Source organism: Synechococcus sp. H60.3 (assembly GCF_047462295.1).
Lineage (GTDB): Bacteria > Cyanobacteriota > Cyanobacteriia > Thermostichales > Thermostichaceae > Thermostichus.
In genome coordinates, this window is the sequence record NZ_JANSIY010000005.1 from 11,396 (window position 1) to 36,207 (window position 24,812).

A 24,812-nucleotide genomic window follows, 5' to 3' on the forward strand; every position below is an offset into this window, starting at 1 on the left:
GGCTTCACGGCCTACTGGGGCCGCCGCCGCCGCTACCAGGCTTTGCACTGGCGCGATGGGGGATGGATCCTCTTGGCCACACTTGGCAATGGGGTGGTGATGGGATCCCTGTGGCAGCCGCCCCCAGAATGGCCCACCTGGATGATCGGGATCCTGCTGCCAAGTCTGGCCTTTGCCGGCATGCGCTGGATCCCGGCAGCCCTGCCCAAGTCGCAACGGCGCCGCCAGACCATCTCCAGACTTTACCTCCAACTGCGGGAGCTGGCGACGGCAGTGGGGATCCCAGCCCACCTGGGGCCAGAAGCCTGCCTAGAACACTTGCGCCAGTCCAACTTGCCCCAAGCCGAGCTCGCCATCCAGTTCTTGCAGCGCTACCTGGAGGTGCGCTTTGGCGGGATCCCGCTGGCAGCCGGGGAACTGCAGCGTTGGCAACGACAACTCAGACAGCTTAGGCAGGCCTGGCAGGCCAAAAGTTCGACGCTTACTTCTAAAAGAGCCGCTTGACCTGAAGCCGGCTGGGCCCTGGAGCTCTACGAGCAGCCTTGACGTTATGAGGTGGTTAAGAGATAGTTAACTCTAGGTATAGACATAAGCGGTAGGCCATTGTTGCAAGTGGGCTCTGCCGCTGGTTTTGCCTGTGACCTTGCTAAGGAATCCAAGGCTGTGTTACTTTCCTTGACGTTCAGCCTTGAACAAGCAAGGGCAGGTTTGCTATGCGTAACCATTCTCTGAGGGCAGCTCTGGCCGCAACGCTGTGCCTACTGTCCTCTTCCCTTTTTTCTAGCCTGGCCCAGGCGGCGCCGAAGCCGACCGGCAACGGGGCGATCTTTTTCCACCCCGATGGCACTTCGGCCTCCCACTGGGACATCACGCGCATTCTCCACTACGGCCCGGATGGCTTCTTGAACTGGGATCGTCTGCCTGTCATCACCACCTATCGTGGCCATCACCTTGACCTATTGGGTGGAACCTCCAACGCCGGGGCGGTGACGCATGCCACAGGCACTCGTGTGCATGGCGCATCTTTTGGCTTGGATCCGGACGGCAAGGAGTATCCCTCGGCCAACGGCACCCTGAACACGATCATGGAAGATGCTGTGGCGGCGGGTTTGGGTACGGCCCTGGTGCAGTCGGGATCCATCATCGAGCCGGGGACGGCTGCTTTTGTTGCTGAAGCTCCCAAGCGCAGCGACTACGAAGAGATCGCCCTGGAAGTGGTGGAGTCGGGGGTAGACATCATCCTGGGGGCCGGTGAGGAATGGCTGTTGCCGGAAGGTGTCCAGGGGCGCTTTGGCCAAGGGAAGCGCAAGGATGGCCGCAACCTCATCGAGGAAGCCAAGAAAAAAGGGTATGCCGTCGTCTACACCCGCGATGAGCTGCTGAAGCTGCCGGCGGATGCCGCCAAGGTTTTGGGGGTGTTCAACGTAGAGGACACCTTCTACGACAAACCTGAAGAAGAGCTGCGCAAAGAAAACTTGCCCAACTACATCGCCAGCGCGCCCACCATTGCCGAGATGACGCAGTTTGCCCTGGAGCGGATCTCCCGCAATCCCAAGGGCTTCTTCGCCGTCATTGAGGAAGAGGGCACCGACAACATGTGCAACAACCTCAATGCTTCCGGCTGCCTGGAGGCCATGAAGCGGGCTGACGATGCCATTGGGGTAATTCTCGACTTCATCGAGAAGAATCCCAAAACCTTCATGATCACCACCAGCGACAGCAACGCCGGCGGGATGCAGTTGGTGGATGTGGAGTCTGCCGATGAGCCGCTGCCCCCCACTGACCCCGAAGAAAGCGGCGCCCCCATCGATGGCGTCGAGGGCACGGGTACGAAGCCATTTGTTTCAGCACCCGACAAGAACGGCAACCGCCGCCCCTTTGCGGTGGCGTGGGCCACTGGAGACGACGCCGGCAGTGGAGTTATCGCCCGCGCGGCGGGCCTGAACGCCCAAGAGCTGGTGCCCACCACCGGGATCCTGAACACCGACATCTACCGCATTCTCTACACAGTTCTCTTCGGGGAGCGCATCCCCAGCGAGCTGAAGCCGTAGTCTCCGGCAGGCCCGTCGTTTGCCCCAAGCTTTTGAGGACTGAAGGGATCCGATGGATCCCTTTTTTTACAGGCATTCCGAATAGCGATGGAACAGCTCGTTATGCCGATCCCCAACTCCCCTCTCCCCCAAGGGGAGAGGGGCTGGGGGTGAGGGAACGTCCTGTTCAGGAAAGAGAGCTAAGAAGGAGTGAAAAGTCTGCCCTGGGCCGGCTGAGAACGCCTCTGCTGCACCGCCTGGTAGCGCCGCTTGAACTCCTGCTGCTGCACCTTGTGATCCACGATGGGATCCGGGTAGCCGCAGCGCCGCCGCTCCTGTAGGGCCCAGGATCCCTTGGGATCCTCCCCCACCCACAGCAAAGCCGGGGTATCTAGCCCCGCCAGCTCCGGCAGGTAGCGACGGATGTACTCCCCTTCCGGGTCGTAGCGGGCCGCCTGGGTGGCCGGGTTGAAGATGCGCAGCGGCCTGGGATCCGTGCCCACACCGGCGCTCCACTGCCAGCCGCCGTTGTTGGCGGCCAGATCCCCGTCCACCAGCTTCTGCATAAAGTAGCGCTCTCCCCAGCGCCAGTCGATGAGCAGATCTTTGGTTAGAAAGCTGGCCACGATCATGCGGCAGCGGTTGTGCATCCAGCCGGTCTCGTTGAGCTGGCGCATGGCCGCATCTACGATGGGGTAGCCCGTCTCTCCGGCGCACCAGGCCTGAAACCAGTCCTGCCGGTTGTCCCACTCCAGCGCATCAAAAGCTCGCCGGTAGGCGCCGCTCTCCACGTAGGGCCAGTGGGCTAAGACATGCTTGTAAAACTCGCGCCAGCACAGCTCCTGCCGCCACGTGCGCAAGCTGCTCTCGGCCTCTTCACTGCGCACCTCTGCTTCCACCTCCCGCGTGGCCTGCCACACCTGACGAATGCCGATGGTTCCCCAGCACAGGTGGGGACTGAGGAGAGAGGTACCCTGTTCAGCCGGAAAATTGCGGGCCTGCTCGTAGTCCAAAATGCGCAGGCCCTGACAAAAATCCTCCAGCAGCGCTTGAGCTGCCCTCTCGCCTGCCGCCGGGATCCGCTGCTCGCAGACAAAGCCCAGATCCGCCAAGCTGGGCAGAGGTTGAGCTTTCAGGCTTGGCAGCGGCTGGAGCTCCTTGGGAGTGGGGAAGGGATCCGGCTTGGGCAAGCTGGACCAGCGGCGCCAGAAAGGGGTAAAAACCGAGTAGGGCTCCCCCGCCTGGGTCAATACTTCCCCCGGCCCGTGCAGCAGCATATCTTGGTAAGAAAAAGACAGGATCCCGGCTGCCGTCAAGCTGGCCCGCACCTGACTCTCCTGCTGCCGGGCCAAGGGATCCAGATCCTCGTTCCAAAACACGGCCTGCGCCCCCAGCTCGGTGGCCAACTGCCGCAGCTCCACCGCCGGATCCCCCCGCCGCCAGAGGAGCGGGATCCCCATCTGGGCGTAGCGCTCCTGCAGCTCCTGCAATGCCTGGAGGAGAAACGCCACCCTGGCCGGGGCCATATCCGCCCGCTGCAAAACCTGCGGGTCGAAAACGAAAACCGGCACCACCTGGGAGCTGCGCTGCGCCGCCGCGTGGAGGGCTGTGTTGTCTGCTAGCCGCAGATCGCGGCGATGCCAAATCAAAACCGGGGAAGTCATAGGCTACTGAGGGACGGGATCCCATCTTGGCCGGTTCCCACCACCCCTTTCAACTCATTCCCCCCTCCTGGACAGCCAGGAGCTAGGCTGTGAAGAACCTTAAAGGGCTCTGTCAAAGCTCTGGACGGTCGAGCAGCCGGCTGGGACAATAGCGGCAGCGTTCATCTGGCTTTTGTTGGCCATCGCTGTACCCCATTGCATAAGCTGTATCCCCCAACATCACCACCAATTGAGTTAGCTTCAGGGAGAGCAAGGGGTCAAGCGGCTCTGTGACATTCAGCATAAACTGCTCAATGGAGCGCCGCAGGGCCTCTGGCGTCTTGATCATCACGTCTCCATCCATCCATCGATGGCTTTAGGTATTCATACTCAAGGCAAGGTGGACATGGATTCAAGATAAAGGTAGAAGAGAGAGATGCTCGTAGCATCGGCTACTGTTCTGGGGATCGAGCCGACGCGGACTCTGCTCCACACCGGCCAGAGCCGGTTTGCGGATGAGCGGTAACCTAGGTATCCAAAAATGGCGACAGCGCGACGGGTGGCACGGGTAGCCGAGCTGATCAAACGGGAGGTCAGCCAAATCCTGCTCTCGGAGATCAAAGATGACCGCGTGGGGGCGGGCATGGTCAGCATTGTGGATGTCGAGGTTTCCAATGACTTGCAAAATGCCCGCATCTTCGTCAGCATCTATGGCGATGAAGCGGCCCAGCAGCAGACCATGGAGGGGCTGGCCTCTGCCACTTCCTTCGTGCGGCGGGAAATCGGTCAGCGCCTCGGCCTGCGACGGGTGCCGACGGTGGTGTTTTTGCAGGATCGCTCTTTGGAGCGGGGATCCCGGGTTCTGGCCCTGCTTAACCAACTGAAACGGGACGCCGAAACTAAGCAGGAGGGATCCTCATCTAAGAACCAGGAAACGGTTGAAGAGGGCAGTGAGGGCGAAGCAGAGGAGTTGGGTAACCAATAGCTACACCGTTTTGTTAGCAGGCACTACCCGTCTCTCAGCTCTACAGGCCACAAACGGGCGGAAGCTTTGGTTTCCTGCCTAAACGGGCAACCCCTGCTGCCCCCCGACTCTGGCCATCTGCTTTTGCACTGCAAAGACTCTGCTCTAGTCCCCTTGCCTATGGCAGCACCCCAACGGCTCCAGAAACTTTTGGCTCAGCAGGGCTTGGCCTCCCGCCGCCAGGTGGAAGCCTGGATCCTAGCCGGACGCATTCGAGTCAATGGGAAGGTGGTCACCGAGCTGGGCTTTAAAGCCGATCCGGAACGGGATCGCGTCGAGGTGGATGGACGGGTGATCCTCTTCAGGGATCCGGCCCGCCACGTTTTGCTTCTGCACAAGCCGCTGGGGGTCTTGTCCACCTGTAGGGATCCCCTAGGACGCAAGACGGTGCTGGATTTGCTTCCCCCACCCTGGAACCGGCAGATCCGTCTTTACCCGGTGGGCCGATTGGACGCCGACAGCAGTGGGGCCCTGCTTCTGACTAACGACGGCGACCTGACGCTGAAGCTGACCCACCCGCGCTACCATCTGCCCAAGGCCTATCTTGTGCAGGTGCAGGGGCGCCCTAGCCAAGCCACTCTGCAACGGTGGCGGGAGGGCGTCGACTTGGATGGGTCTACCACTTTGCCGGCAGAGGTGGAGTTTTGTGATCCGCCCCCTTTTGGAAGAACCTCCAACTCCTCTTGGCTGAGGGTAGTCCTATTTGAAGGCCGCAACCGGCAAATTCGGCGGGTGGCCGAGCAGCTGGGCCATCCTGTGCTCAGCTTACACCGGGAGGCGATTGGCCCGCTGCGTCTAGGCAACCTAAAGCCAGGTCAGTTTCGCCTGTTGCAGCCGCAGGAGGTTCAGGCTTTGCTAGCCCCGTTTGCGGTCACTAACGGCTCAGCTCTGTCCAGAAGCGCCTCTTTTCACTCCTCCTCTCCCTCTTCATAATCTTTAGCGGGGGGAACTTTGTGCCCATCCTCTCTTTTGCAGGTAGCCAAACGATGCAAGAGTCGGAACGCTCTAAGGACTCTGTCCCGCCAACGGGATTGGAAGCCCTGGGATCCCTGTTGCGGCAAACACGGGAGGCACGGGGGCTGACGTTGACAGATGTAGCCAACGATACCTTCATCCGCTCCCAATATCTGCAGGCCCTGGAGGAAGCCGACTTGAGCCGGTTGCCGGAGCCGGTCTATGTGCAAGGCTTCCTCAAGCGCTATGCCAACTATCTGGGGCTGGATGGCGAGGCTTTATCTCGGCAAGCTTTGCCACTCCTATCTGCCAAAACGCCCCATGCGCTCCCTCCTCTTACTGCTGTTGGCGAACAGCTGGGCTTTGCCCTGCGCCCCTTTCACCTTTGGGCCGCCTATGTGGTGCTGGTCGTGCTGGCGGTGGGAGGGCTGTCGGCTCTTTTGGACGGCACCGGCAACCCCTTTGGGCATTGGCTGGCCAGCAGGTCAAGCGGCGAGGGATCCCAGTCGCAGCCGCAAGCAGCTAACTCCCCTGGGCGCAGCCCAGAACCGACCCTTCGCCAGATGTTTCCCACGCTGGATCAGTGGACGCGCATCCAGGGGGTTTTCCCTGACGTGTTGGAGGCCCATACGGAGGGGACGCGGCGCAAGCCGGTGCGCCTTGATATTCGCGTGGTAGAGCGTCCCTCCTGGCTACGAGTCATCGCCGATGGAAAAACCGTTTTTGAGGCCACCCTGCAGCCGGGGGCAGAGCTGAACTGGGAAGCCGAGCGATCAATTGTGCTGCGTACCGGCAATGCCGGCGGGGTGTTGGTGACCTTCAACGACCGCCATCTGGGGGTGATGGGAAGGTTTGGAGAGGTGAAAGAGCTGATGTTTGAGCCGGGGCTAGATATTCAATCCTTCCAATCCTTGCAATAGGAACCCGGCTCGGCCGGAGGGGCTAAAGGCCTTGATTGGGTTGAGGTAGGGCAGAAGCGATTTGCCACCCTTGGGATCCCAACTGCTGCAGCAGACGCCGGACTTTGTCCAGATCTTTGTCGCCCGGTTGGTGCTCGACGCCGCTGGAGAGATCAATGCCGCTAGGCTGGAGGTAGCTGAGGGCCTGCAGAACATTGTCTGGGGTGAGGCCACCGGCCAGCAGCCAGGGCAGGGGCAGGGAGCGGTGGGCCAACTCTGGCCAGTTGAGGGTTTGCCCAGTGCCACCCGCCCGCTGTGGGTGATAGGCGTCCAGAAGCAGAGCCTCCACACAGTCGCCGTAGAGGTGGGCTGCCTCCAGATCTGCCGGCTGGCGAATGCGCAGGGCCTTGATGCGGCGAATGCCGGGGAGCCATTCTCCCAGTTGCCGGCACTCTTCTGGCGATTCCTGGCCGTGGAGCTGAACAGCCGTGAGGCCGCCCGCTTCCACCCAGGTGGCAATCGTACGGGGATCCTGATCCACAAAGACCCCCACCTTTTCCACATGTCCGGGCAGGGATCCCAGCCAGCGCGCTGCCGAGAGAGGCAAATAGCGCGGCGTGTTGGGCACTGCGATAAACCCAAGAGCGCTCACCCCCAGCGCAGCGATAGCCTCCGCTTGATCCTGGCGAGTGATGCCGCAGATTTTGACAAACAACCGGCCCATTGGGACGACAATCCCCTACTTTTGGTCGGGGCGCATTTGCAGACGATCCGGCTGTGCTGGATGAAGCGTGTTGATCCGGCGCACCATTTGCCACAGCCGCCCAAAGTTGCGTTGGTTAAAATGCATCACCAGCCTTGGCAAATGGGCAATCTCTTCCTCTGCTTCTTCCGGCAAAGCCTCAGTTTGCTCGATTCGGCCCGAGTCGAGAATGTCGGCAAACTCTTCGTTTAAGATATCCAGAGCCTGGGGCGAGAGCTTGGCATTCAAGCGCAAAACCAGCAGTTCCCGCACATAGCGATTGCTGTGAAAGATGCGATAAAAATCGACGATCTGCTGGCAGGCATCCCCTACATCGTCAGTTAAGGTGTATAAGAAGAGATCTTCTGGGCTGATCAGGCCGCGGCTGAGTAGATGCTCCCGCACATATTCATCCCATTCTTTCCAGTAGCAACCGCCCTTCTTGTCCACCAGCACCAAGGGCATGAGCTTGGTTTTACCGGTTTGCATCAAGGTCAGACATTCAAAAGCCTCATCCTGCGTACCAAAGCCACCGGGGAAAAGCACCAGCGCATCGGTTTCTTTGACAAAAAAGAGCTTGCGTGAAAAGAAATACTTAAAGTTAATGACCCGATCGCTGGCAGCAATCACAGGATTGGCCATCTGCTCGAAGGGAAGCTGGATATTCAGCCCAAACGAGTTTTCCAGCCCTGCCCCCCGATTGCCGGCTTCCATGATTCCACTGCCGCCCCCCGTCAGCACCATGAACCCTCGCTGGCTGATGCAGTGGGCGAACAACTGTGCCTGTCGGTATTCCGGGCTGTCCGGCCCTACCCGTGCCGACCCAAAAACTGTTACCTTGCGCTGATGGACATAGTTCTGGAAGGCCGCAAACCCCTGCTCTAGATCCTCAAGCGTGGCCGCCAGGATCTTGGCGTCCAAGCGGCTGAGATTCAGAGATCCCATCCGCTGCAGTGACTGCAAAATGCGCAGCCAAGCCGTCCGGTTGGGGTGATACTCCAACTGCTTCAGACGAGTCTCAGCGTTGGAGAAAATCTCCTGGAGAAGAGAAGAAAGGGAATCAGCCAAGCCAGGATCCAGAGTTCTCTGTTATTACTTTACTGCAATAGGCTATCGACGGTGAACGACCCCCAGCACTCATCTTCGTTGAGTCAACGCAAAATGGCTTACACCACGCTGCGCGAGCCGATAGAGTGCGGGCTTCACGCTTCACAGACTTGTTGGTACAGAGGTCTCAGAGTGCCACTGCCGTGGGATCCACGGTGGGAAACTCTCCAGAAATTTAACTTGTTCTCCTCACTTGTAGCACAAGCAGCTGTTACCCCGACACTGATTGGCTCTTGAGTTAACACAATTCACCAATCAATACAGTGCGGGGCTTGCCGCCGATTAAGCTAAGTGCTACTTAGGCTTTACTCCCGAATCCAGACGTAGCGCTCTGAAGCACTGACAGTCGCTCCTCCTGCCCGGATCTTAGCCCTCAGCAGGCGTGTCAAAGTGCTTCTCCAGAATTGTGGTTAGAGTTGCCTTAGGCACAGCGCCGACCACCACATCTACCTTCTGGCCTCCCTTGAAGAGCATCAAGGTGGGAATGCTGCGAATGCCATACTGGCTGGCAGTTTGGGGATTCTCGTCCGTATTGATTTTCACGACCTTAACCTTGCCGGCATACTGCTCGGCTATCTCCTGAACCACAGGAGCTACCATCCGGCATGGGCCACACCAGGGCGCCCAAAAATCCACCAAGACTGGGATATCGCTACGCAGCACCTCTGCCTCAAAGGTAGCATCAGCAACATCTATTGCTGCAGACATGCTTGGAGAACTCCTGAAACAGTACGTACCCGTCACTTAGAGCGATCCTATCATAACTTTCTGGGCTTCTGTTCTAGGCCGCAGCAGGCACCTACAATTTTTGCCAGAGGGTTGGGCTGAACAGGCGAGCTTTTCCCAACCTGAGCGGGGTATTCTGGAGTGGAAGAGGGAGAAAGCGTGCAGGCGCCGATGGCATTTGAGCTCGGGCCAGAAGGAGGCAATCAGGCTGCAGCCGAGAAGCGGACTGCCGTCCAGGAAGTAGCTGTGGATTTTATTCGCCACGGCATAGCCGAAGAAGCACAAGCGGGAGTGGAGGACGCTTTCCGCGCCTTGACCGACGAGGGACGCAAGCGCTGCCGCAAAATTGCCCGCCAACTCAAGGATATGGGTTGGAAGTGGGATCTCCTGCTCACCAGCCCCCTTGTGAGGGCGCGGCAGACGGCGGAGATTTTTTTTCACGAGAACTTGGCCGAAGCTCTAGAAGTGTTTGAGCCGCTGGCCCCGGACGGCAGCTTCACCGACCTGGTGCGCTGGCAGGCGGAGCGGGATCCCTTCACGTCTCTGGCCTTGGTCGGCCACCAGCCGGATCTGAGCCTGTGGATACAGGCAGCTATTGGCCTACTGCCGACCAATCCCCAGGCTATTACCCTCAAAAAGGCAGGCTTGGCCCAGGTGCGCTTTGCAGAAGGCCGTATCGACTATTGCCAGGGATCCCTGACGTTGTTGCTTTCTCCCAAAGTGATATTGCGCTGACTCTGCCCTACCTGATGTAGCCGTGCGAACGTGGCAGCTAGCGTTAACTTTTGTTAAGGTGGTGCAAACCCCAGCCGTAGGGAGCATTTCACGATGGCCAAGATCTTCACCCCTGAATTCAACCAGTTTGAGACCATCAACGCCACTCAGGCGTGGTCTTTGTTTTTTACCATTAGCACTTCTGACCGGCTCCTGGGCGAAGACCCGACTGTTGGCCGCTACATTACGCTAGCCCTGTTCAGTGCCATCCTCAGCGGGATCCTGAATGTGCTGCTGGCGTCCTAGTGGGCGGACAGCCTGTGGTTTTCTGAGACCTTGGTCTTTTGCGTTGTTAAGAGCCCGCTGGCAGTGACGGCTTGGCCTGAGGCAAGGGGGATCCTGCTCTCAGGTTTTTTGCTTTTGAATGGGAAAGGATCCCTTGTTTTTTCTCTGGGTTCTTCTCATGAGCGCTTCTGAGATGGGTTCCGTAGAAACCGGACGTCTGGCGGCGGCCTTGCCCGCCGAGCTGCCGTTGCTGCTGGCGCCGGCGGGGGACTGGGAGTGTGCCAAGGCGGCGGTGGAAAACGGAGCCGATGCCATCTATTTCGGGCTGGAACGGTTTAATGCCCGCATGCGCGCCCGCAACTTCACCGAGGCGGATTTGCCGGAGCTGATGGCCTGGCTGCACCAGCGCGGGGTGCGGGGCTACGTAACTTTAAATACCTTGGTCTTTCCTGAGGAGCTGGAGGAGGCGGAACGGTACATCCGCGCCATGACGGCAGCAGGGGTGGACGCTGTCATTGTGCAGGATGTCGGCATTGCCCGGCTGGTTCGGCATCTTTCTCCCGATTTCCCCCTCCACGCCTCGACGCAGATGACCATTACCAGTGGCGTGGGAGCCGAGTTTGCCGCCGAGCTGGGCTGTGAGGTGGTGGTGCTGGCGCGGGAGTGTTCCCTTAAGGAAATAGCCAAGATCCGCGCCCATCTGGAAGAGAAGGGATCCCCAATTGCTCTGGAGGTGTTTGTCCATGGGGCCCTCTGCGTGGCCTATTCCGGGCAATGTCTAACCAGCGAGGCGCTGGGGGGACGTTCGGCCAACCGCGGAGAATGTGCCCAGGCCTGCCGCCTGCCTTACGAGCTGGTGGTAGACGGGATCCGGCGTGATCTCGGGGAGAAGCGGTATCTGCTCAGCCCCCAGGATTTGGCCGGGCTGGAGGTGCTGCCGGAGCTGGTCAAGTTGGGGATCCACTGCCTAAAAATTGAGGGCCGCCTGAAATCGCCGGAATATGTAGCCAATGTAACGCGCATCTATCGGCGGGCCTTGGACGCCTTGGGGGCAGGGCAGGCGTGGCAGCCCTCAACTCAGGAGTGGTATGAGCTGGAGATGAGCTTTTCCCGCGGGCTGTATACCGGCTGGCTGCGGGGCATCAACAACCAAGAGCTGGTGCATGCCCGTTTTGGCAAAAAGCGGGGGGTTTACTTAGGGCAGGTGCTGGGGATCCAAGGGGAGCGGGTGGGGGTACGCCTAGAAGCCCCCCTCAAGGCGGGGGATGGTGTGGTGTTTGACCAGGGGGAGCCGGAGCTGCCGGAGCAGGGGGGGCGAGTCTACCGTGTGCAAGAGCAGCAGGGGTTGGCCTGGCTTTGCTTTGCTCCGGGGGCAATTGACTGCAAACGCCTACGGGTGGGGGATCGCCTCTGGAAAACCAGTGACCCAGAGCTGGAGAAACGCCTGCGCCAGAGCTACGCCGGGGATCAGCCCCGCTTCCGACGCCCCGTTCACCTGGAAGTCCACGGCCAGGCCGGCCTGCCCCTGACGCTGATTTTGCGGGATGAAGAGGGCCACACAGTGCGGGTGGACTCCCCTGTGCCCTTGCAGCCTGCCCACCACCAACCCCTCACCGACGAGAAGCTGCAACAGCAACTGGGCCGCCTAGGGGGCACGCCCTTTCGCCTGGGATCCCTGCACAATGCCCTGGAGGGAGAAGTGATGCTGCCGCTGAGCGTCCTCAACCAAATGCGGCGCCAGGCGGTGGAGCAGTTGCAGGCGCTGCGAGCTCGACCCCGCCGCTGGCACCTGAACCCTAACGCCCGCTGGCAGGACCTGCTGCCCCCCCCAGAGCAAGCCGAGCCGGGATCGCCCCAGCTTGTGGTCTTGGTGCGGGATCCGGAGCAGTTGCCGGCAGTGATTGCCTGTGGCATCCGCCAGATCTACCTGGAGTTGGAGGATCCCCGCCGCTACCGGGAAGTTATCCGCGCTACCAAAGCTGCCCACCCCGAGGTGGAGCTGTGGGTGGCCCCGCCCCGCATTACCAAGCCGGGAGAAAGCTGGATCCTCAAACAGGTGTTGGCAGCAGGAGCCGATGGCTATCTGGTGCGCAACTACGACCACCTGCGCTTTTTTGCCAACCAGCGCTGCATCGGCGATTTTTCTCTGAACGTGGCCAACCCCATCACCGCTCACTATTTCAAAAGCCGCTACCACCTGGAGCGCCTGACGGCCTCCTATGACCTCAACCACGAGCAACTGGGATCCCTGCTGCAAGCTGGCCCCGCCCACTGGTACGAGGTTACCATCCACCAGCACATGCCCCTGTTTCACATGGAGCACTGCGTCTTCTGCGCCTTTTTGTCGAGCGGCACGGATTACACCAATTGTGGCCGCCCCTGCGAAAAACACGAGGTAAAGCTAAGGGACAGGGCTAATGTTGAGCACATTTTGAAAGCTGACGCTGGCTGCCGCAACACCCTCTACAACGGCAAAGCCCAAACTGGGGCCGAATATGTGCCGCGGCTACTGGCACTGGGGCTGCGCTATCTGCGCATCGAGTTCCTCCAGGAGTCTCCTGCGGAGATCCAACAAACTCTGCGTTGTTACCAGCAACTCCTTCAGGGCCAGATGAGTGGCTCTCAACTGTGGCGCCAGCTGAAGCTCCACAGCCAGCTAGGGGTAACACGCGGTTCTCTGGAAAGTTGACAAGGGACGGCGCGGCCAAGCGCAATCCAAAAAGTGACGGGATCCCGGTCCATGCTCTTTTCGCCTCAGCAGATACTCCCCTCCGCCCTCTACCCCCTCCTGCACCAGGGCCTGAAAACTCTTTTCCCGGAGGCTCTCTGGGAGCTGCCGGCGGATCCCTCTAGACGGCAAGTAGCCCTTACCTTTGACGACGGCCCCCACCCGCAGCACACGCCAGCTCTGTTGCAGGTTTTACAGGAGTTTCAGGTGCCGGCCACCTTCTTTGTGTTGGGGGAACGGGTGCAGCGCTGGCCCCACCTGGCCCGGCAAATCCGCCAACAGGGCCACGGGATTGGTCTGCACGGCTGGCAGCATCACTCCTTTACCCAGCTCAGCCGCAGCGAATTGCACAACAGCTTGCGGCGCAGCCAAGCCGCCCTGGTGGCTGCCTGCGGCGGGATCCCAGAAGAATATCGGGCTGTGCGTCCCCCTAACGGACTGTTTTGGCCGCAAACGCTGGTGGATCTGCGCCGCTGGGGATTTTTTCCGGTGATGTGGAGCGTGGTGCCCGAAGATTGGCTGGAACCACCAGTTGCCCTGGTAGTAGAGCGGGTGCTGGCCCAGGTGCGGCCTGGCTCTCTAATTGTGCTCCACGATGGCGCCCAGGGAGGATCTCAAGTAGCCAAGGTGACGCGCCACTTGATCCCGGCCTTGAGAGAGGAGGGGTTTGACTTTGTCAGCCTGCCGGATCCTGGAAACCTTCCCAGTTGCGGAAAAGATTGAATACAGTAGGAGTCAGCTATCGAGCAGGGGGCAAGCTATGGGCGTGCGCAAGATCATCTACGGCATTTTTGGGCAGCGGGCCGGCAGCGTTATCGTCGGTACTTGGAACTGGCTGTGGGGGATCCCTGTGGACAAGGGTGGCACAGGGGCGGTGATGGTAGCAGAAGAATCGCTACGGGCCATGCAAGAGACCGTGCAGCGTCTGACCGAAGCCGTCGCCACCCAGGTAGCTGCCTACCAGCGGGCCGAGCAAAAGTACATGCAAAAGGTGCGGGAGTACCAAGCGCTGGAGAATAAGGCTCGCCTGGCCATGCAGCGAGGGGATCAAGAGGCCGCCCGCCTGGCCATGGCGGAAGCGCTGCGCATTGAGGCGGTTCTCGGCCCGCTCAAAGAGAACGTGGAAACAGCGGAGCGCTACGTTACCGCTGCCAAGCAAAAGCTGGCCCGGGAAAAAGAGCGGCTGGCGGCCTACAAGAGCGAGCTGAGCAACCTCAAAGACATCAACGAGGTAAACCAAGCTCTTGAGCAGATGACTCGCGTCAACAACGCCTACAACATCGACTCGGCCAAGTCCCAATTCGAGGCGGCCAAAAATGCCATCCAAGCTCGCCAGCTCAAGACCCGCGCCATGAGCGAGCTCTCCGAGGATCGCAGCGAGCAACTTGCCGCCCAACTGGATGAAATGGCCATGGACGACGAAGTCTCTCGCCGGCTGGCCATGCTCACTGGCCAGGGGGGCAGCTCCGCCAATCTCCCCTTGCCGGATCTGGATTTCGAGAAGCGGCTTCCCCAATAGTGGGGATCCCTTCTGGCTATTGCCCCGCCTTGTCGGGTCTTTTCCTTCGCTGGGGTGTCGTTCCCGGGGGAGAGGGTCAACTTAGTCCTCGGCGAAATCGGCTTCCACCACCCCGCCGGTCTCGGGGCTGGCAGCCACTGCCTGCGCCGGCACAGCTTGTGCCACCTGTGGCACTTGCACGATCTGGGGCGTGAAGACAAACAAGTTGTACACCGTGTTGCGGCGGATGTTGTCCATCATCTCCAGGAACAGCTCATAGCCCTCGTTCTTGTACTCGATGAGGGGATCCCGTTGGCCATAGCCGCGCAGGCCCACCGCTTCCCGCAGCGCCTCCATCTGCTGTAGGTGCTCCCGCCAGAGGGTGTCTACCTGTTGCAACAGGAAGAAGCGCTCCGCCTTGCGCATCAGGCCAGGCTCAAACGTATCCAAGAAAGCTTCTTTGGCCTCGTAGGCTAGCTCTGCCTGCTTGATCAGGTGGTTCAAGATCTGTTCGTAGGAGAGATCCCGCAAGTCGTCGGCCTTGAGATTCTCTTTGAGCAGGGGGATGAACTCCTGCATCTTGGCGGTCAGCTTATCGATTTCCCACTCTTCCGGCGGCAGCTCCGGGTTGACGTGAGCCCGCACGATCTCTTCGACGGTCTTGCGCACGTAGTCCAGGATCTTGGGTTTGAGGTTCTCCCCTTCCAGGATGCGCCGCCGCTCCGAGTAGATGGCCCGCCGCTGGTTGTTCATCACCTCGTCGTACTCAAACACCTGTTTGCGCAGGTCGAAGTAATACACTTCCACCTTGCGCTGGGCGTTCTCCAGGCTACTGGAAAGCAGCGGGTGCTCGATGGGCATGTCCTCATCCACCCGGAACATATCCATCAGCTTGGCCACCCGCTCGCCGCCGAAGATCTTGAGCAGGTTATCTTCCAGGCTGAGGAAAAACCGCGAGGAGCCGGGATCCCCTTGCCGTCCGGCGCGGCCCCGCAACTGGTTGTCGATGCGACGGGACTCGTGGCGCTCCGTGCCGATCACGTGCAGGCCGCCCAGCCGCACCACTTCCTCGTGCTCGGCCTCGGTTACCTTTTCGTACTCGGCCTTGATGCTGTTGTAGACCTCCCGCAGTTGCAAAATCAGCGGATCCTGCACTGGCGCCTTCTCCGAGGCCACCGCGATGAGATCTTCCACCACCAGCTCCGGCAGGCGGTTCAACCCATACTTGGCCACCGCCGCCGCCACCACCTCGTCTAGAGCCTGGCTAGTGCGGGGTGACAGCTCACAGGGGTAAAAGTTGGGAGAGACCACCGTCCAGGATTTTTTCGGCTTGGGCGAGGTTCCGCCAAACCCTTGCCCACCGCCCCGTCCTACCATGGGAACGGATCCCAGCGGGTTGTCGGCGTCCAGTTGCACCAGCTTGGGCATCAGCCGTTCCCGCAGCTTGAGGCGGGCCATGTACTCCGCATTGCCGCCCAAGATAATGTCCGTGCCGCGCCCGGCCATGTTGGTAGCAATGGTTACAGCACCTTTGCGCCCCGCCTGGGCGATGATCTCCGCTTCCCGCTCCACGTTCTCCGGCTTGGCGTTGAGGAGGTTGTGTGGGATCCCCATTTCCTTGAGCATGGCCGAGAGGCGTTCGGATTTCTCTACGCTGGTGGTTCCCACCAAAACAGGGCGCCCCTGGGCGTGCATGTGGGCAATTTCCTCGGCGACCGCTTTCCACTTGGCGTTTTCGGTCTTGTACACCAAGTCGGGGGCGTCTTTTCGGCGAATGGGCCGGTTGGTGGGGATCACCGTGACTTCTAGGTTGTAGGTTTTGCTGAACTCGGCTTCCTCGGTGCGGGCGGTGCCTGTCATGCCGGAGAGCTTAGGGTATAGCAGGAAGAGGTTTTGGTAGGTGATGGTGGCCAGGGTTTGGCTCTCGTTTTGAATCGGCACCCCCTCCTTGGCCTCCACCGCCTGGTGCAGCCCGTCTGACCAGCGGCGACCAGGGAGCACCCGCCCAGTGAACTCGTCTACGATCACCACCTCTTGGTTGCGGACGATGTAGTGGACATCCCGGATGAAGAGCTCCTTGGCCTTCACCGCATTAAAGACAAAATGCGCCCAGGGATCCTTGGGATCGAACAAGTCGGAGACCCCTAGCAACCGCTCGGCGGCTTCAAAACCTTCGTCGGTGAGGATGACGTTGCGGGCTTTTTCATCCACTTCGTAGTGCTCGTCCCGGATCAGCTCCCGCGCCACCTGGGCCGCCTTGAGGTACTTTTCGGAGGGACGGGCCATCTGGCCGGAGATGATCAGGGGAGTGCGGGCCTCGTCGATGAGGATGGAGTCCACCTCGTCGATGATGCAGTAGTTAAAGGGCCGCTGCATCACCTCTTTGATGTCGGTGGCCATGTTGTCCCGCAGGTAGTCAAAGCCCAACTCGCTGTTGGTGCAGTAGGTAATGTCGCAGTGGTAGCTGCGCCGCTTCTCGTCGCTGGACATGCCCTCTTGCACCAGGCCAACCGTTAGGCCCAGGAAGCGGTGCACCTGCCCCATCCACTCCGAGTCCCGCCGGGCCAAGTAGCCGTTGACAGTAACGATGTGAACCCCTTTCCCGGTTAAGCCGTTTAAGTAGGCAGGCAGGGTGGCAACCAAGGTTTTCCCTTCGCCGGTTTTCATTTCGGCAATCTGCCCTTCGTGCAGCACCATCCCACCAATGAGCTGCACATCGTAGTGGCGCAAGTTGAGAACCCGCTTGGCCGCTTCCCGCACCACCGCAAACGCCTCGGGCAGGAGATCGTCGAGGGACTCCCCTCTATCCAAGCGCTGGCGAAACTCGGTGGTCTTGGCCCTGAGCTCCGCATCGGAAAGGGAGGCGATCTCAATCTCCAGCGAGTTAATCAGCTTGACGACAGGGAGGTACTGTCGGATCTTGCGATCGTTGGGATCCCCGAAGAGTTTCTGGAGGGCTTGGAGCATGGGCGAGCCTAGGCCAATAGAACGGGTATAGCGCAATTTTATCATTCCCCTCCCATTGTCTTGGGCGGCTAGAGCTTTGGCAGGAGGGAGGTGCTTGCGGCCAAGGGCAAGAAGATGTCAGGCTAGGGAAGCAAAGGGATCCTACGGCTTATGAATTTCTTGGGCATTGGGCTGCCAGAAATGCTCGTTATCTTTGCAGTGGCCCTCTTGGTGTTTGGGCCGCGCAAGCTGCCAGAGGTGGGTCGTGCCTTAGCTAAAACCTTGCGCAGCCTACAGGATGCTGCTAGGGAGTTTGAGGCGCAGTTAAGTCAGGAGGCCCAGGAGCTGGAAAAAGCTGCCCGCGCCTCTGCTCCCCAGACAGCAGTTGCAGCTTCACCCAAAACCAACCCCGTCGCCACCGCCGAGGCAGCTGCAAAACCCGTAGCTGCGGCAGAGCCTGGGGCCCCTGCGGACAACAACCCACCGACAGCAGATGCTGCCTAGCTTCCTCGCTTCGGCCTGGAGATCCCCTGCCTTTTTGGACAGGGGCAGCCATACCTCGCTCCAGGGATGGAGGCTGCTGTCCCGCTTGCTCTTGGTTCAAATCCTAGGGTAGAAGGGCTGACTTTATGCCCACGGCCACTTTGTTGGTCTCTTGTCCGGATCAAAAAGGGCTGGTAGCCAAGCTCTCCAACTTCATCTACAGCTACGACGGCAACATTCTTCACGCCGACCACCACACGGATCTCGAGGCAGGGCTGTTCCTGAGCCGCATCGAGTGGGATTTGGAGGGCTTTCGTCTGGAACGGTCGGAGATCGTCCCCGCTTTCTCCGGCATTGCCCGTGGCATCCAGGCCAACTGGGAGCTGCATTTTTCTGACACCCGCCGGCACATTGCCGTGTGGGCCAGCAAGCAGCCCCACTGTCTGTTGGATCTGATCTGGCGCCAGAGGGCTGGGGAGCTGCCGGCGGAGATCCCTTTGATCATCAGCAACCACCCCGACTTGGAGCCGCTGGCCCGCTCCTTCGGCATCGACTACTATCACATCCCCGTTTCTCCGGAGAACAAGGCCGAGGCAGAGGCCCGCCAGCTTGCCTTGCTCCAGGAGTATCGCATTGACTTGGTGGTGTTGGCCAAATACATGCAGGTCTTAAGTGGGTGGCTGCTCCGCCAGGCGCCGCCGGTGATCAACATTCACCACTCCACCCTGCCTGCTTTTGCCGGTGCCAACCCCTACCAGCGCGCCCACCAGCGGGGCGTCAAGATCATCGGCGCCACTGCCCACTACGCCACCGAGGAGCTGGACGAGGGGCCAATCATCGAGCAGGACGTGGTGCGGGTGAGTCACCGCGACACAGTAGCCGACCTCATTCGCAAGGGCCGCGACATGGAGCGCCTAGTCCTGGCCCGGGCCGTGCGCTATCACCTGGAAAATCGCGTGCTGGTCTACCACAACAAGACGGTGGTGTTCGCTTAGGGGAGCCGCGCCGTTCCAAGGGATCCCTTCCTCAGCAGGGCGGCGCTCCAGAAAGAGAACTGCTCTGCCAAACTGGAAAACAAGAGTAGAGGTGGGATTATGGCCTTCGATTGGTTTCGCCGTCGCTACACCGACTCCAAGGGTGGAGCAGAATCCTCTCCCCAAGACCCTGAGTTGGTGGCCCCCCCAGCGCCAGAGCCGGCAGCCATGTCGCCAGAGGACTACTTGGCCTTTGCCAAGGCTGCCTATGCCAACCTAAAGGCGCGGGCTGCAGCCCAAGCCACTCAAGCAGAGGTTGTCTCCCCAGCCGCCCCAGCGCCAGAATCGCCTGCAAGCGACGGATCCCAGCCCTCTGCCCCAGAGGCGGCAGCAACTGAGGCGGTCTCTCCCACCTCGCCCCCTGTCCAGCCGGTTGCTGCGCCTTCCTTTTTTGATCTGGCTCCCCGTGCTGCCGAGCGCCTGCAGGCCCTAGAAGCCACTGCTGTGGAGGAGCCAGAGCCGGTGGTCACAACCGTGGCCGCCCCGCCCCCAGAGCCGGCGGCGGAAGAGCTGGTTTTCGACGAGGGCTTTCGCTGGTCAGCCGAGATCCTGGCGGCCCAAGGGCGCAAACCCGAAGAGATCTCCGTAGAAGAGATCTCCTGGCTGCAAAAGCTGCGGCGAAGTCTAGGCAAAACCCGCCTTAACCTCATCAACCAGCTAAAAGCCTTAGTGGGCCGCGGCCCTCTCGACCAGGATGCCGTCGAGGAAATTGAGGCAATGTTGCTGCAGGCGGATGTGGGGGTTGAGGCCACTGAGCAGATCATTCAGGCCCTGCAAAAACGCCTGCGCGAAGAGGTGGTGCCCCCAGAGGAGGCGGTGAAGTACCTCAAGCAGCAGATGCGGCAGATGCTGACAGTAGGGGATCCCACCTTTGCACCGCAGCGGGGCACGCTCAACATTTGGCTGATCGTAGGCGTAAATGGGGTGGGCAAGACCACCACCATCGGCAAAATTGCCCATGTGGCCCGTGAGTCTGGCTACCAGTGTCTAATTGCTGCCGCCGATACCTTCCGCGCTGCCGCTGTGGAGCAGCTCAAGATCTGGGCGGAACGCGCCGGGGTGGAGGTGATTGCCAACCCGTCCCCCAATGCCGACCCAGCGGCGGTGGTGTTTGATGCCATCACGGCTGCCAAGGCCAGAGGCACCGAGTTGCTGCTGGTGGATACAGCAGGCCGGCTACAAAACAAGAAAAACCTGATGGAGGAGCTGGCCAAGATCCGCCGCATCATCGACAAGAAAGCTCCCGAAGCCAAGGTGGAAAGCCTCTTAGTTTTGGATGCCACCCAAGGGCAAAACGGCCTGCGCCAGGCCCAGGTGTTTGCCGAAGTGGCCAAGCTAACCGGTGTCATCCTCACCAAGCTGGACAGCACCGCCAAAGGGGGGATTGCCCTGGCCATTACCCAGCAGATGCACTTGCCCATCCGCTTTATTGGTGCCGGCGAGGGGCTAGAGGATCTGCGACCTTTTTCCAGCTATGAGTTTGTGGAAGCTCTTCTAAGCGAGTATTGAACCCCCCTGGCCATGCGTCGCCGTCAACTTCTGCCCTGGAGCGCTGCAGTGGTGGCGGCTGGACTGTTGTGGGCTTGGGGCGGATCCCACTGGCTCCAGGCGGGCATGGAGCTGACTCTAGCCAGGCCAATTCAAGATCCAGGAGCACTGCAGGAATTTGTTGCCACCTTGGCCCAGGTGCTGTCGGGGGTGCTGGGCTTCACCCTCTCGGTGGTGGCGATTGTGGTGCAGTTGAGCGCGGATCGCTTTACCCCCAAGGTCACCGAGCTATTTTTGCGCGAGAAGGTCAACTTCTACCTGTTCTTTTTTCTCATCCTGGCCAATGTGGTCAGTTTGTGGAGCTCGATGGCCCTTGGTTTCTTCGACAATCCAAGACTGCTGATCGGGCTTAATTTGCTGCTGGGCACGGCCTCGTTTTTGCTACTGATCCCCTACTTTCACTTTGTGTTTCACTTCCTGCAGCCAACTTCGATTGTCCGCCGCATCGAACAGCAGGCACAGCAGGCGATTCTCAGATCTCTGGCTTCCCGGCCTGCCCAGTTCCTACTTGCCAGACGACCTTTGGGCCCCGAGCAGGCCTGCCCCTCTGCGCCAGAGCCTTACTCGACAGCCCAGCAGCGCTGCCTGGCGGCTCTAGATGAGATCAAAACCATCGCCACCAGTGCTCTGCATCAGCAGGAGGGGGTTATCCTTCTAGAGGCCTTGGATAGCCTGAAGGCCCTGTGGCTATTCTATGCCGAGCACAAGGCGCACCTGCCCTGCTCCTGGTTTCTCCTGACCCCCGCGCTGCGGCGGGATCCCGACTTTGCCTCGGTGGATGAGCGGCTATTGAGCCAGATCGAGGCGGAGGGATCCTGGCTGGAGCTGAAGATCCTGCGGCAGTATCAGGCTCTGTTTGCCGAGGGGCTAAATGGCATGCGCCAGGTGAGCACCCTGGTAGCTATCCACACACGGGATCTGGGGATCCGGGCTCTGCAAAGCCAACAGCTTCGGCTTGTGGAGTGGGTAATCAAGTTTTTCAACACCTACCTACGGGCCGTCATCAACGCACGAGATATCCGCAGCGGCTACAACCTGCTCAAGCAGTACCGTCTGCTGGCCGAGGCTGCTTTGCGCCAGCGGCAGCCGGCATTGGTTTTGCAGATAGTCAGCCATTTTCGCTACTACAGCCTGGTGGCCTACAAGGCCGGCCTCTTTTTCCTCTGCGAAACCTTTGGCTTTGACCTGGGCGTTTTGGCCCAACTGAGCTGTGCGCTGCAAGCGGAAACAACAGAGGCCATCCTGCAGGTCTTGTTGCGCCTAGATCAAGACCCGGAAAGCGAGCAGCAGGAAGCCACCCTACGCGGGATCCGCAAAACCCAAGTCCGCTTGGCAGCCTATTTCCTCAGTTGTGGCCGGGAGGATTGGGCGAGGCTGATCTATCAGGACATGCAGCACGAGCCCTTGGCCCGCCTGCAGATTATCCGCCAGGAGCTGCTCTCTACGGCGGCAGAGTTTTGGGAATTTACCGACCGGGGGGAGAACTTCTACTACCTGGAGCCCGCCCTGCAACCCTATGCCGAGCAGTTTTTTGGCTGGTTCCAGGGACTGACCTCACTGGTAGATGGGCTAGAGAGTACCTCTGGATCCCTGGAGCTTCCCTAAAAAAAGCCAGATCTCTTTCCGCGGAGTCTAGTCTGGTTAGAGCCGCCACTGGCTGCTGTTTCAGAGGGCTTGTCTCATGCGTCCTTCCGGCAACCCCAACCGTCTAAGCAGTACTTCTTTTGTCCAGTTTCGCCGCGACCCAAACCTGCTGTCCTTTTGGGGCCTGAGCCTGTGGATCACGGGCCTGGCAGTGCCGCTGTTTGTGCTTTCGGGGGCGGATCCCAGCTTGGCTGGCTGTGACGAGAGCTTTTATGCCCAGATGGCCCGCGAGCTGCTGCGGGGAGGCAACTGGCTGGGGCCGACTTTTCTGGGGGAGCCCTTTTTTGAAAAACCTCCCCTGCTTACCTGGAGTGTGGCCCTCAGCTTTGCCCTCTACGGCGTAAACGAGTGGGCGGCGCGGCTGCCCGGGATCCTAGCGGCTCTGCTTTCTATTCCCCTCATTGGCTGGATTGGGCGGGCCTTTTTGCCAACCCGGGCAGCCCTGCTGGGCATGGCGGTTTTACCCCTCTGCTACCTCTGGGTGCAGCAGGGACGGCTGGTGGGGCAGGACGTGCCCCTAACCTGCCTAGAGCTCTTGGGGATCCTGGCCCTAGTCAACGGCAGCCGCGGCCACCGGCGCTGGTTTTGGCTGGTGGGGGTAGCCTTTGGGCTGGGCCTCTTGATGAAGAGTGCCATGATCCTGCTGCCGGGGGTTGCTTTGATCCCCTACCTGTGGCAGCAGCGGCGGCACTGGCTGGGATCCAGCTCTTTTTGGCTGGGGATGTTGCTAGGCTTGGGGATCTTTGGCCTCTGGCTGGTGCCGGCTATGGGGGTGTATGGCGCAAAGGTGCTGGCCACCTTGGTGGGGAAGGTGTGGGAGCTGGGGCGAGAGCCCTTCCATGCCGATGCCACTGGCTGGTACTACTTTTGGCACCTCCCGCTCCACGGCTTCCCTTGGACAGTTTTGGCCTTGGTAGGAGGCTGGCTGCTGCTGCGGCAAAAGCCGGGATCCACCCTGCTGGTTTGGTCTTTCCCCCTGCTGTTGCTTTTGCTCTTGCAGCTCTACCCCACCAAAACGCCCTACTACACGGTACAGCTCTATCCCTGGCTGGCTCTCCTGGCAGGGGTGGCCCTGGATCAAGCTCTGCCGTTTCCGCTCCGCACCGGCTCGGTGGCAACAGCGGGACGAGGTTCTTTGCGAGACAGACCCCACCTGGCCCAGGTGCTCTCCTGGGGGCTGGCGGCGGTGGGGACCCTGCTTTTGGGTTTGGGAGTGGCCGTCAGGCGGGATGTCGAGGGATTGGAGCTGCTCCAACCCCACGCCTGGTCGTTGGTGGCCATTGGTCTGTTGTATCTGCTCTTGCCGGCAATCTGGAGCTGGCGGCGGGTGCTGCACTATGCTGGTGAACTCTGGGTGGGTACGCTCCTAGCTGCCAGCATCCTCACCATGGTCAGCATTGTTCTGCGGCCTGACTTTGGCAATTTCAATCCCGCCTTCGCTCAGATGGACTGGAAACAGATGCTGGGCTCTGCCGACCCCGATTTTCCCGTGGTAGACATTGGCCGCAGCGGCCTGCCGGATGTCTGTCAAGCCCAGGCCCTCGCCTTCTACACCCCTAACCCCGGGCGATGGGTGGATAACCAGGCCCTACGGGCAGGGGAACATGGGGATTACCTCTGGGTCTCCCCTGTCCAAGCTCAGCAGCTATCGCTCCAGGAGCTGGGGCTACAGCCTTTGGCTGAGGTGGAGGGCTGGCAACTGGCGCGTCGCCTGGATCGAGCTGCCGGGGGGTCTTCTCCCTAGCGAAATCCTCGCCGAGGCTTTGAGGCTGATCTATCTGAGAGCCTGCCCCGGTTGGTGGTGATGTCTTCCCTCTCCTATAAGGAGGGAAGCTAGGAGGGAAGGCTCAACTATCCAAACTCCTGTTCGATGATCCGCCAGCGGGCGGTCATCACCCCTGGTTCGAGGCTGAGGCGGCTGACAACCTGTTCTAGAGCCTGGTCATCGCGGGTTTGGGTGACCAGCTCTGCTTCGACTTTAACGAGGTCGGGCTTGTTCTCCAGGTCTTCGCTGTAGAGAGCTCGCAATTTGAGATGGGAAGGGGCTATGCCCTGCAGCAGCAGAGCGCGCAGGTGGGCTTCCGCATGGCTTTTGCAAATAAATGAACACTCATAAACCAGTTCCAGTTCTGTGCCTTTGAGGGGCTGCTGGTTGATGCGGTAGCCCAGGGGGCGCAGCAGAATATTGGAAATCAGCACAGCTCCTGCCCCAATAGCGGCTTGGGGAATATACCCCGCCCCGGCAAAGGCTCCCACGGCAGCCGCACACCAGATGGTGGCAGCGGTGTTCAAGCCGCGCACGCTGGCCCCTTCTTTGAGGATGACGCCCCCGGCCAAAAAGCCGATCCCCGACACCACTTGGGCAGCAATGCGGGTCGGGCTGCTTTCATCAGGAGTGAGAACTGAGAGCATGACAAACAAGGCTGAACCGGTGGCCACCAAGGTGTTGGTGCGCAGGCCGGCCATGCGCTGCCGCCACTGTCGCTCCAACCCGATGAGGGATCCCAAAATAAAAGCAACCGTTAGGCGGAAGGTGAAGTCGATCCAGGTCATAGGTCAGGCTCCAGTTCTCGTGGAGGAGTGAGGGCTAGCCGGCCACATCTGGGATCCCAAGGGCTTTGGCCGCCTGTTCCAGAGCCTGCCAGAGGGTTTCCAGTTGAGCAAAGGCCACTTCTGGGGCCAGCTTACCACCTGTTTCTAAAGCGCAGGTTATGCTGACTCGATGGGCGTAGCGCTGCAGCAGCAACCGGAACTGAGCTGTGGTGGAAGGAGCTTTCAAGGTCATGGCACACCTCCTGAACGAATAA

23 protein-coding genes and 1 pseudogene are annotated in these 24,812 nt (G+C 60.2%); 16 read left to right on the plus strand and 8 right to left on the minus strand.

Features of this window, described 5'->3' with window-relative positions:
• Positions 1-504: DUF4129 domain-containing protein (locus tag NW841_RS01310; protein WP_414385031.1), on the plus strand; the 504-nt coding region annotated here is incomplete at its 5' end.
• A 209-nt stretch (positions 505-713) separates the two neighbouring features.
• Positions 714-2,051 (plus strand): alkaline phosphatase, encoded by a 1,338-nt coding sequence (locus NW841_RS01315; RefSeq protein WP_414376680.1) that lies wholly within the window; start codon positions 714-716, stop codon positions 2,049-2,051.
• 179 nt (positions 2,052-2,230) lie between these two features.
• Here NW841_RS01315 and NW841_RS01320 read toward each other — a convergent pair whose 3' ends face one another.
• Both NW841_RS01320 and NW841_RS01325 read right to left on the minus strand, forming a co-directional pair.
• The gene (locus NW841_RS01320) at positions 2,231-3,694 is read right to left on the minus strand and encodes a cryptochrome/photolyase family protein (RefSeq protein ID WP_414385032.1); all 1,464 of its coding nucleotides are present in this window, start codon (positions 3,692-3,694) and stop codon (positions 2,231-2,233) included.
• A 112-nt stretch (positions 3,695-3,806) separates the two neighbouring features.
• Positions 3,807-4,037, minus strand: coding sequence for a hypothetical protein (locus tag NW841_RS01325; RefSeq protein ID WP_414385034.1), 231 nt, complete (start codon positions 4,035-4,037; stop codon positions 3,807-3,809).
• A 177-nt stretch (positions 4,038-4,214) separates the two neighbouring features.
• Between NW841_RS01325 and rbfA the strand changes: the two genes are divergently transcribed.
• From rbfA to NW841_RS01345, 4 genes and pseudogenes are all read left to right on the plus strand, one after another.
• Positions 4,215-4,658 (plus strand): 30S ribosome-binding factor RbfA, encoded by a 444-nt coding sequence (gene rbfA, locus NW841_RS01330; RefSeq protein WP_414366319.1) that lies wholly within the window; start codon positions 4,215-4,217, stop codon positions 4,656-4,658.
• A gap of 159 nt (positions 4,659-4,817) precedes the next feature.
• Positions 4,818-5,630: a pseudouridine synthase gene (locus tag NW841_RS01335; protein ID WP_414385035.1), complete on the plus strand. Its 813-nt coding sequence runs from the start codon at positions 4,818-4,820 to the stop codon at positions 5,628-5,630.
• A 53-nt stretch (positions 5,631-5,683) separates the two neighbouring features.
• Positions 5,684-5,920, plus strand: a pseudogene (locus NW841_RS01340) (helix-turn-helix domain-containing protein); the annotation flags it as partial.
• A gap of 294 nt (positions 5,921-6,214) precedes the next feature.
• Complete coding sequence (locus NW841_RS01345; protein WP_414366333.1) at positions 6,215-6,571, plus strand: DUF4115 domain-containing protein; 357 nt, start codon at positions 6,215-6,217, stop codon at positions 6,569-6,571.
• Between the two features lie 22 nt (positions 6,572-6,593).
• Here NW841_RS01345 and NW841_RS01350 read toward each other — a convergent pair whose 3' ends face one another.
• The 3 genes from NW841_RS01350 to trxA all read right to left on the minus strand — a co-directional run bounded on the left by NW841_RS01350 (position 6,594) and on the right by trxA (position 9,107).
• A complete protein-coding gene (locus NW841_RS01350; RefSeq protein WP_414385036.1) occupies positions 6,594-7,274 on the minus strand; it encodes a phosphoribosylanthranilate isomerase in 681 nt (226 codons plus the stop codon).
• Between the two features lie 15 nt (positions 7,275-7,289).
• Entirely contained in the window at positions 7,290-8,360 is a 1,071-nt protein-coding gene (locus NW841_RS01355; RefSeq protein ID WP_414376687.1) for a TIGR00730 family Rossman fold protein, read from the minus strand.
• Between the two features lie 405 nt (positions 8,361-8,765).
• On the minus strand, positions 8,766-9,107 hold the full coding sequence (trxA, locus tag NW841_RS01360) for a thioredoxin (protein WP_414366323.1): 342 nt from the start codon (positions 9,105-9,107) through the stop codon (positions 8,766-8,768).
• A gap of 189 nt (positions 9,108-9,296) precedes the next feature.
• Here trxA and sixA point away from each other — a divergent pair, with 189 nt between their 5' ends.
• The 5 genes from sixA to NW841_RS01385 all read left to right on the plus strand — a co-directional run bounded on the left by sixA (position 9,297) and on the right by NW841_RS01385 (position 14,371).
• Positions 9,297-9,860 (plus strand): phosphohistidine phosphatase SixA, encoded by a 564-nt coding sequence (sixA, locus tag NW841_RS01365; protein WP_414376689.1) that lies wholly within the window; start codon positions 9,297-9,299, stop codon positions 9,858-9,860.
• Positions 9,861-9,953: 93 nt separating this feature from the next.
• The gene (locus NW841_RS01370; RefSeq protein WP_414366327.1) at positions 9,954-10,145 is read left to right on the plus strand and encodes a hypothetical protein; all 192 of its coding nucleotides are present in this window, start codon (positions 9,954-9,956) and stop codon (positions 10,143-10,145) included.
• A 157-nt stretch (positions 10,146-10,302) separates the two neighbouring features.
• On the plus strand, positions 10,303-12,813 hold the full coding sequence (locus NW841_RS01375; RefSeq protein ID WP_414385039.1) for a DUF3656 domain-containing U32 family peptidase: 2,511 nt from the start codon (positions 10,303-10,305) through the stop codon (positions 12,811-12,813).
• A gap of 51 nt (positions 12,814-12,864) precedes the next feature.
• The gene (locus NW841_RS01380) at positions 12,865-13,575 is read left to right on the plus strand and encodes a polysaccharide deacetylase family protein (RefSeq protein WP_414385040.1); all 711 of its coding nucleotides are present in this window, start codon (positions 12,865-12,867) and stop codon (positions 13,573-13,575) included.
• A gap of 37 nt (positions 13,576-13,612) precedes the next feature.
• Positions 13,613-14,371, plus strand: a complete 759-nt coding sequence (locus tag NW841_RS01385; RefSeq protein ID WP_414365378.1) for a PspA/IM30 family protein — start codon at positions 13,613-13,615, stop codon at positions 14,369-14,371.
• Positions 14,372-14,452: 81 nt separating this feature from the next.
• On the opposite strand, the gene secA is transcribed toward NW841_RS01385, so the two are convergent.
• On the minus strand, positions 14,453-17,317 hold the full coding sequence (gene secA, locus NW841_RS01390; protein WP_414365382.1) for a preprotein translocase subunit SecA: 2,865 nt from the start codon (positions 17,315-17,317) through the stop codon (positions 14,453-14,455).
• Between the two features lie 150 nt (positions 17,318-17,467).
• Between secA and NW841_RS01395 the strand changes: the two genes are divergently transcribed.
• From NW841_RS01395 to NW841_RS01415, 5 genes are all read left to right on the plus strand, one after another.
• Entirely contained in the window at positions 17,468-17,800 is a 333-nt protein-coding gene (locus tag NW841_RS01395) for a TatA/E family twin arginine-targeting protein translocase (protein ID WP_414365376.1), read from the plus strand.
• A gap of 125 nt (positions 17,801-17,925) precedes the next feature.
• On the plus strand, positions 17,926-18,774 hold the full coding sequence (purU, locus tag NW841_RS01400) for a formyltetrahydrofolate deformylase (protein WP_414365374.1): 849 nt from the start codon (positions 17,926-17,928) through the stop codon (positions 18,772-18,774).
• 99 nt (positions 18,775-18,873) lie between these two features.
• Positions 18,874-20,322 (plus strand): signal recognition particle-docking protein FtsY, encoded by a 1,449-nt coding sequence (gene ftsY / locus NW841_RS01405; RefSeq protein WP_414385043.1) that lies wholly within the window; start codon positions 18,874-18,876, stop codon positions 20,320-20,322.
• Between the two features lie 12 nt (positions 20,323-20,334).
• The gene (locus NW841_RS01410) at positions 20,335-21,966 is read left to right on the plus strand and encodes a DUF2254 family protein (protein WP_414365371.1); all 1,632 of its coding nucleotides are present in this window, start codon (positions 20,335-20,337) and stop codon (positions 21,964-21,966) included.
• A gap of 76 nt (positions 21,967-22,042) precedes the next feature.
• Entirely contained in the window at positions 22,043-23,749 is a 1,707-nt protein-coding gene (locus tag NW841_RS01415) for an ArnT family glycosyltransferase (RefSeq protein ID WP_414385045.1), read from the plus strand.
• A gap of 107 nt (positions 23,750-23,856) precedes the next feature.
• Here NW841_RS01415 and NW841_RS01420 read toward each other — a convergent pair whose 3' ends face one another.
• Together NW841_RS01420 and NW841_RS01425 are read right to left on the minus strand one after the other, a co-directional pair.
• Positions 23,857-24,558 carry an MgtC/SapB family protein gene (locus NW841_RS01420; protein ID WP_414365367.1) on the minus strand — a complete coding sequence of 234 codons (702 nt, stop codon included), beginning with the start codon at positions 24,556-24,558 and terminating at the stop codon, positions 23,857-23,859.
• Between the two features lie 34 nt (positions 24,559-24,592).
• Positions 24,593-24,790, minus strand: a complete 198-nt coding sequence (locus NW841_RS01425; RefSeq protein WP_414335072.1) for a hypothetical protein — start codon at positions 24,788-24,790, stop codon at positions 24,593-24,595.
• Between the last annotated feature and the right edge of the window lie 22 nt (positions 24,791-24,812).

Bases quoted from the DNA above. Each gene is read 5' to 3' on its own strand.
- NW841_RS01315 (WP_414376680.1), top strand. From the start codon at position 714: ATGCGTAACCATTCTCTGAGGGCAGCTCTGGCCGCAACGCTGTGCCTA.
- NW841_RS01320 (WP_414385032.1), bottom strand. From the start codon at position 3,694: ATGACTTCCCCGGTTTTGATTTGGCATCGCCGCGATCTGCGGCTAGCA.
- NW841_RS01325 (WP_414385034.1), bottom strand. From the start codon at position 4,037: ATGGATGGAGACGTGATGATCAAGACGCCAGAGGCCCTGCGGCGCTCC.
- rbfA (WP_414366319.1), top strand. From the start codon at position 4,215: ATGGCGACAGCGCGACGGGTGGCACGGGTAGCCGAGCTGATCAAACGG.
- NW841_RS01335 (WP_414385035.1), top strand. From the start codon at position 4,818: ATGGCAGCACCCCAACGGCTCCAGAAACTTTTGGCTCAGCAGGGCTTG.
- NW841_RS01345 (WP_414366333.1), top strand. From the start codon at position 6,215: ATGTTTCCCACGCTGGATCAGTGGACGCGCATCCAGGGGGTTTTCCCT.
- NW841_RS01350 (WP_414385036.1), bottom strand. From the start codon at position 7,274: ATGGGCCGGTTGTTTGTCAAAATCTGCGGCATCACTCGCCAGGATCAA.
- trxA (WP_414366323.1), bottom strand. From the start codon at position 9,107: ATGTCTGCAGCAATAGATGTTGCTGATGCTACCTTTGAGGCAGAGGTG.
- sixA (WP_414376689.1), top strand. From the start codon at position 9,297: ATGGCATTTGAGCTCGGGCCAGAAGGAGGCAATCAGGCTGCAGCCGAG.
- NW841_RS01370 (WP_414366327.1), top strand. From the start codon at position 9,954: ATGGCCAAGATCTTCACCCCTGAATTCAACCAGTTTGAGACCATCAAC.
- NW841_RS01375 (WP_414385039.1), top strand. From the start codon at position 10,303: ATGAGCGCTTCTGAGATGGGTTCCGTAGAAACCGGACGTCTGGCGGCG.
- NW841_RS01380 (WP_414385040.1), top strand. From the start codon at position 12,865: ATGCTCTTTTCGCCTCAGCAGATACTCCCCTCCGCCCTCTACCCCCTC.
- NW841_RS01385 (WP_414365378.1), top strand. From the start codon at position 13,613: ATGGGCGTGCGCAAGATCATCTACGGCATTTTTGGGCAGCGGGCCGGC.
- secA (WP_414365382.1), bottom strand. From the start codon at position 17,317: ATGCTCCAAGCCCTCCAGAAACTCTTCGGGGATCCCAACGATCGCAAG.
- NW841_RS01395 (WP_414365376.1), top strand. From the start codon at position 17,468: ATGAATTTCTTGGGCATTGGGCTGCCAGAAATGCTCGTTATCTTTGCA.
- purU (WP_414365374.1), top strand. From the start codon at position 17,926: ATGCCCACGGCCACTTTGTTGGTCTCTTGTCCGGATCAAAAAGGGCTG.
- ftsY (WP_414385043.1), top strand. From the start codon at position 18,874: ATGGCCTTCGATTGGTTTCGCCGTCGCTACACCGACTCCAAGGGTGGA.
- NW841_RS01410 (WP_414365371.1), top strand. From the start codon at position 20,335: ATGCGTCGCCGTCAACTTCTGCCCTGGAGCGCTGCAGTGGTGGCGGCT.
- NW841_RS01415 (WP_414385045.1), top strand. From the start codon at position 22,043: ATGCGTCCTTCCGGCAACCCCAACCGTCTAAGCAGTACTTCTTTTGTC.
- NW841_RS01420 (WP_414365367.1), bottom strand. From the start codon at position 24,558: ATGACCTGGATCGACTTCACCTTCCGCCTAACGGTTGCTTTTATTTTG.
- NW841_RS01425 (WP_414335072.1), bottom strand. From the start codon at position 24,790: ATGACCTTGAAAGCTCCTTCCACCACAGCTCAGTTCCGGTTGCTGCTG.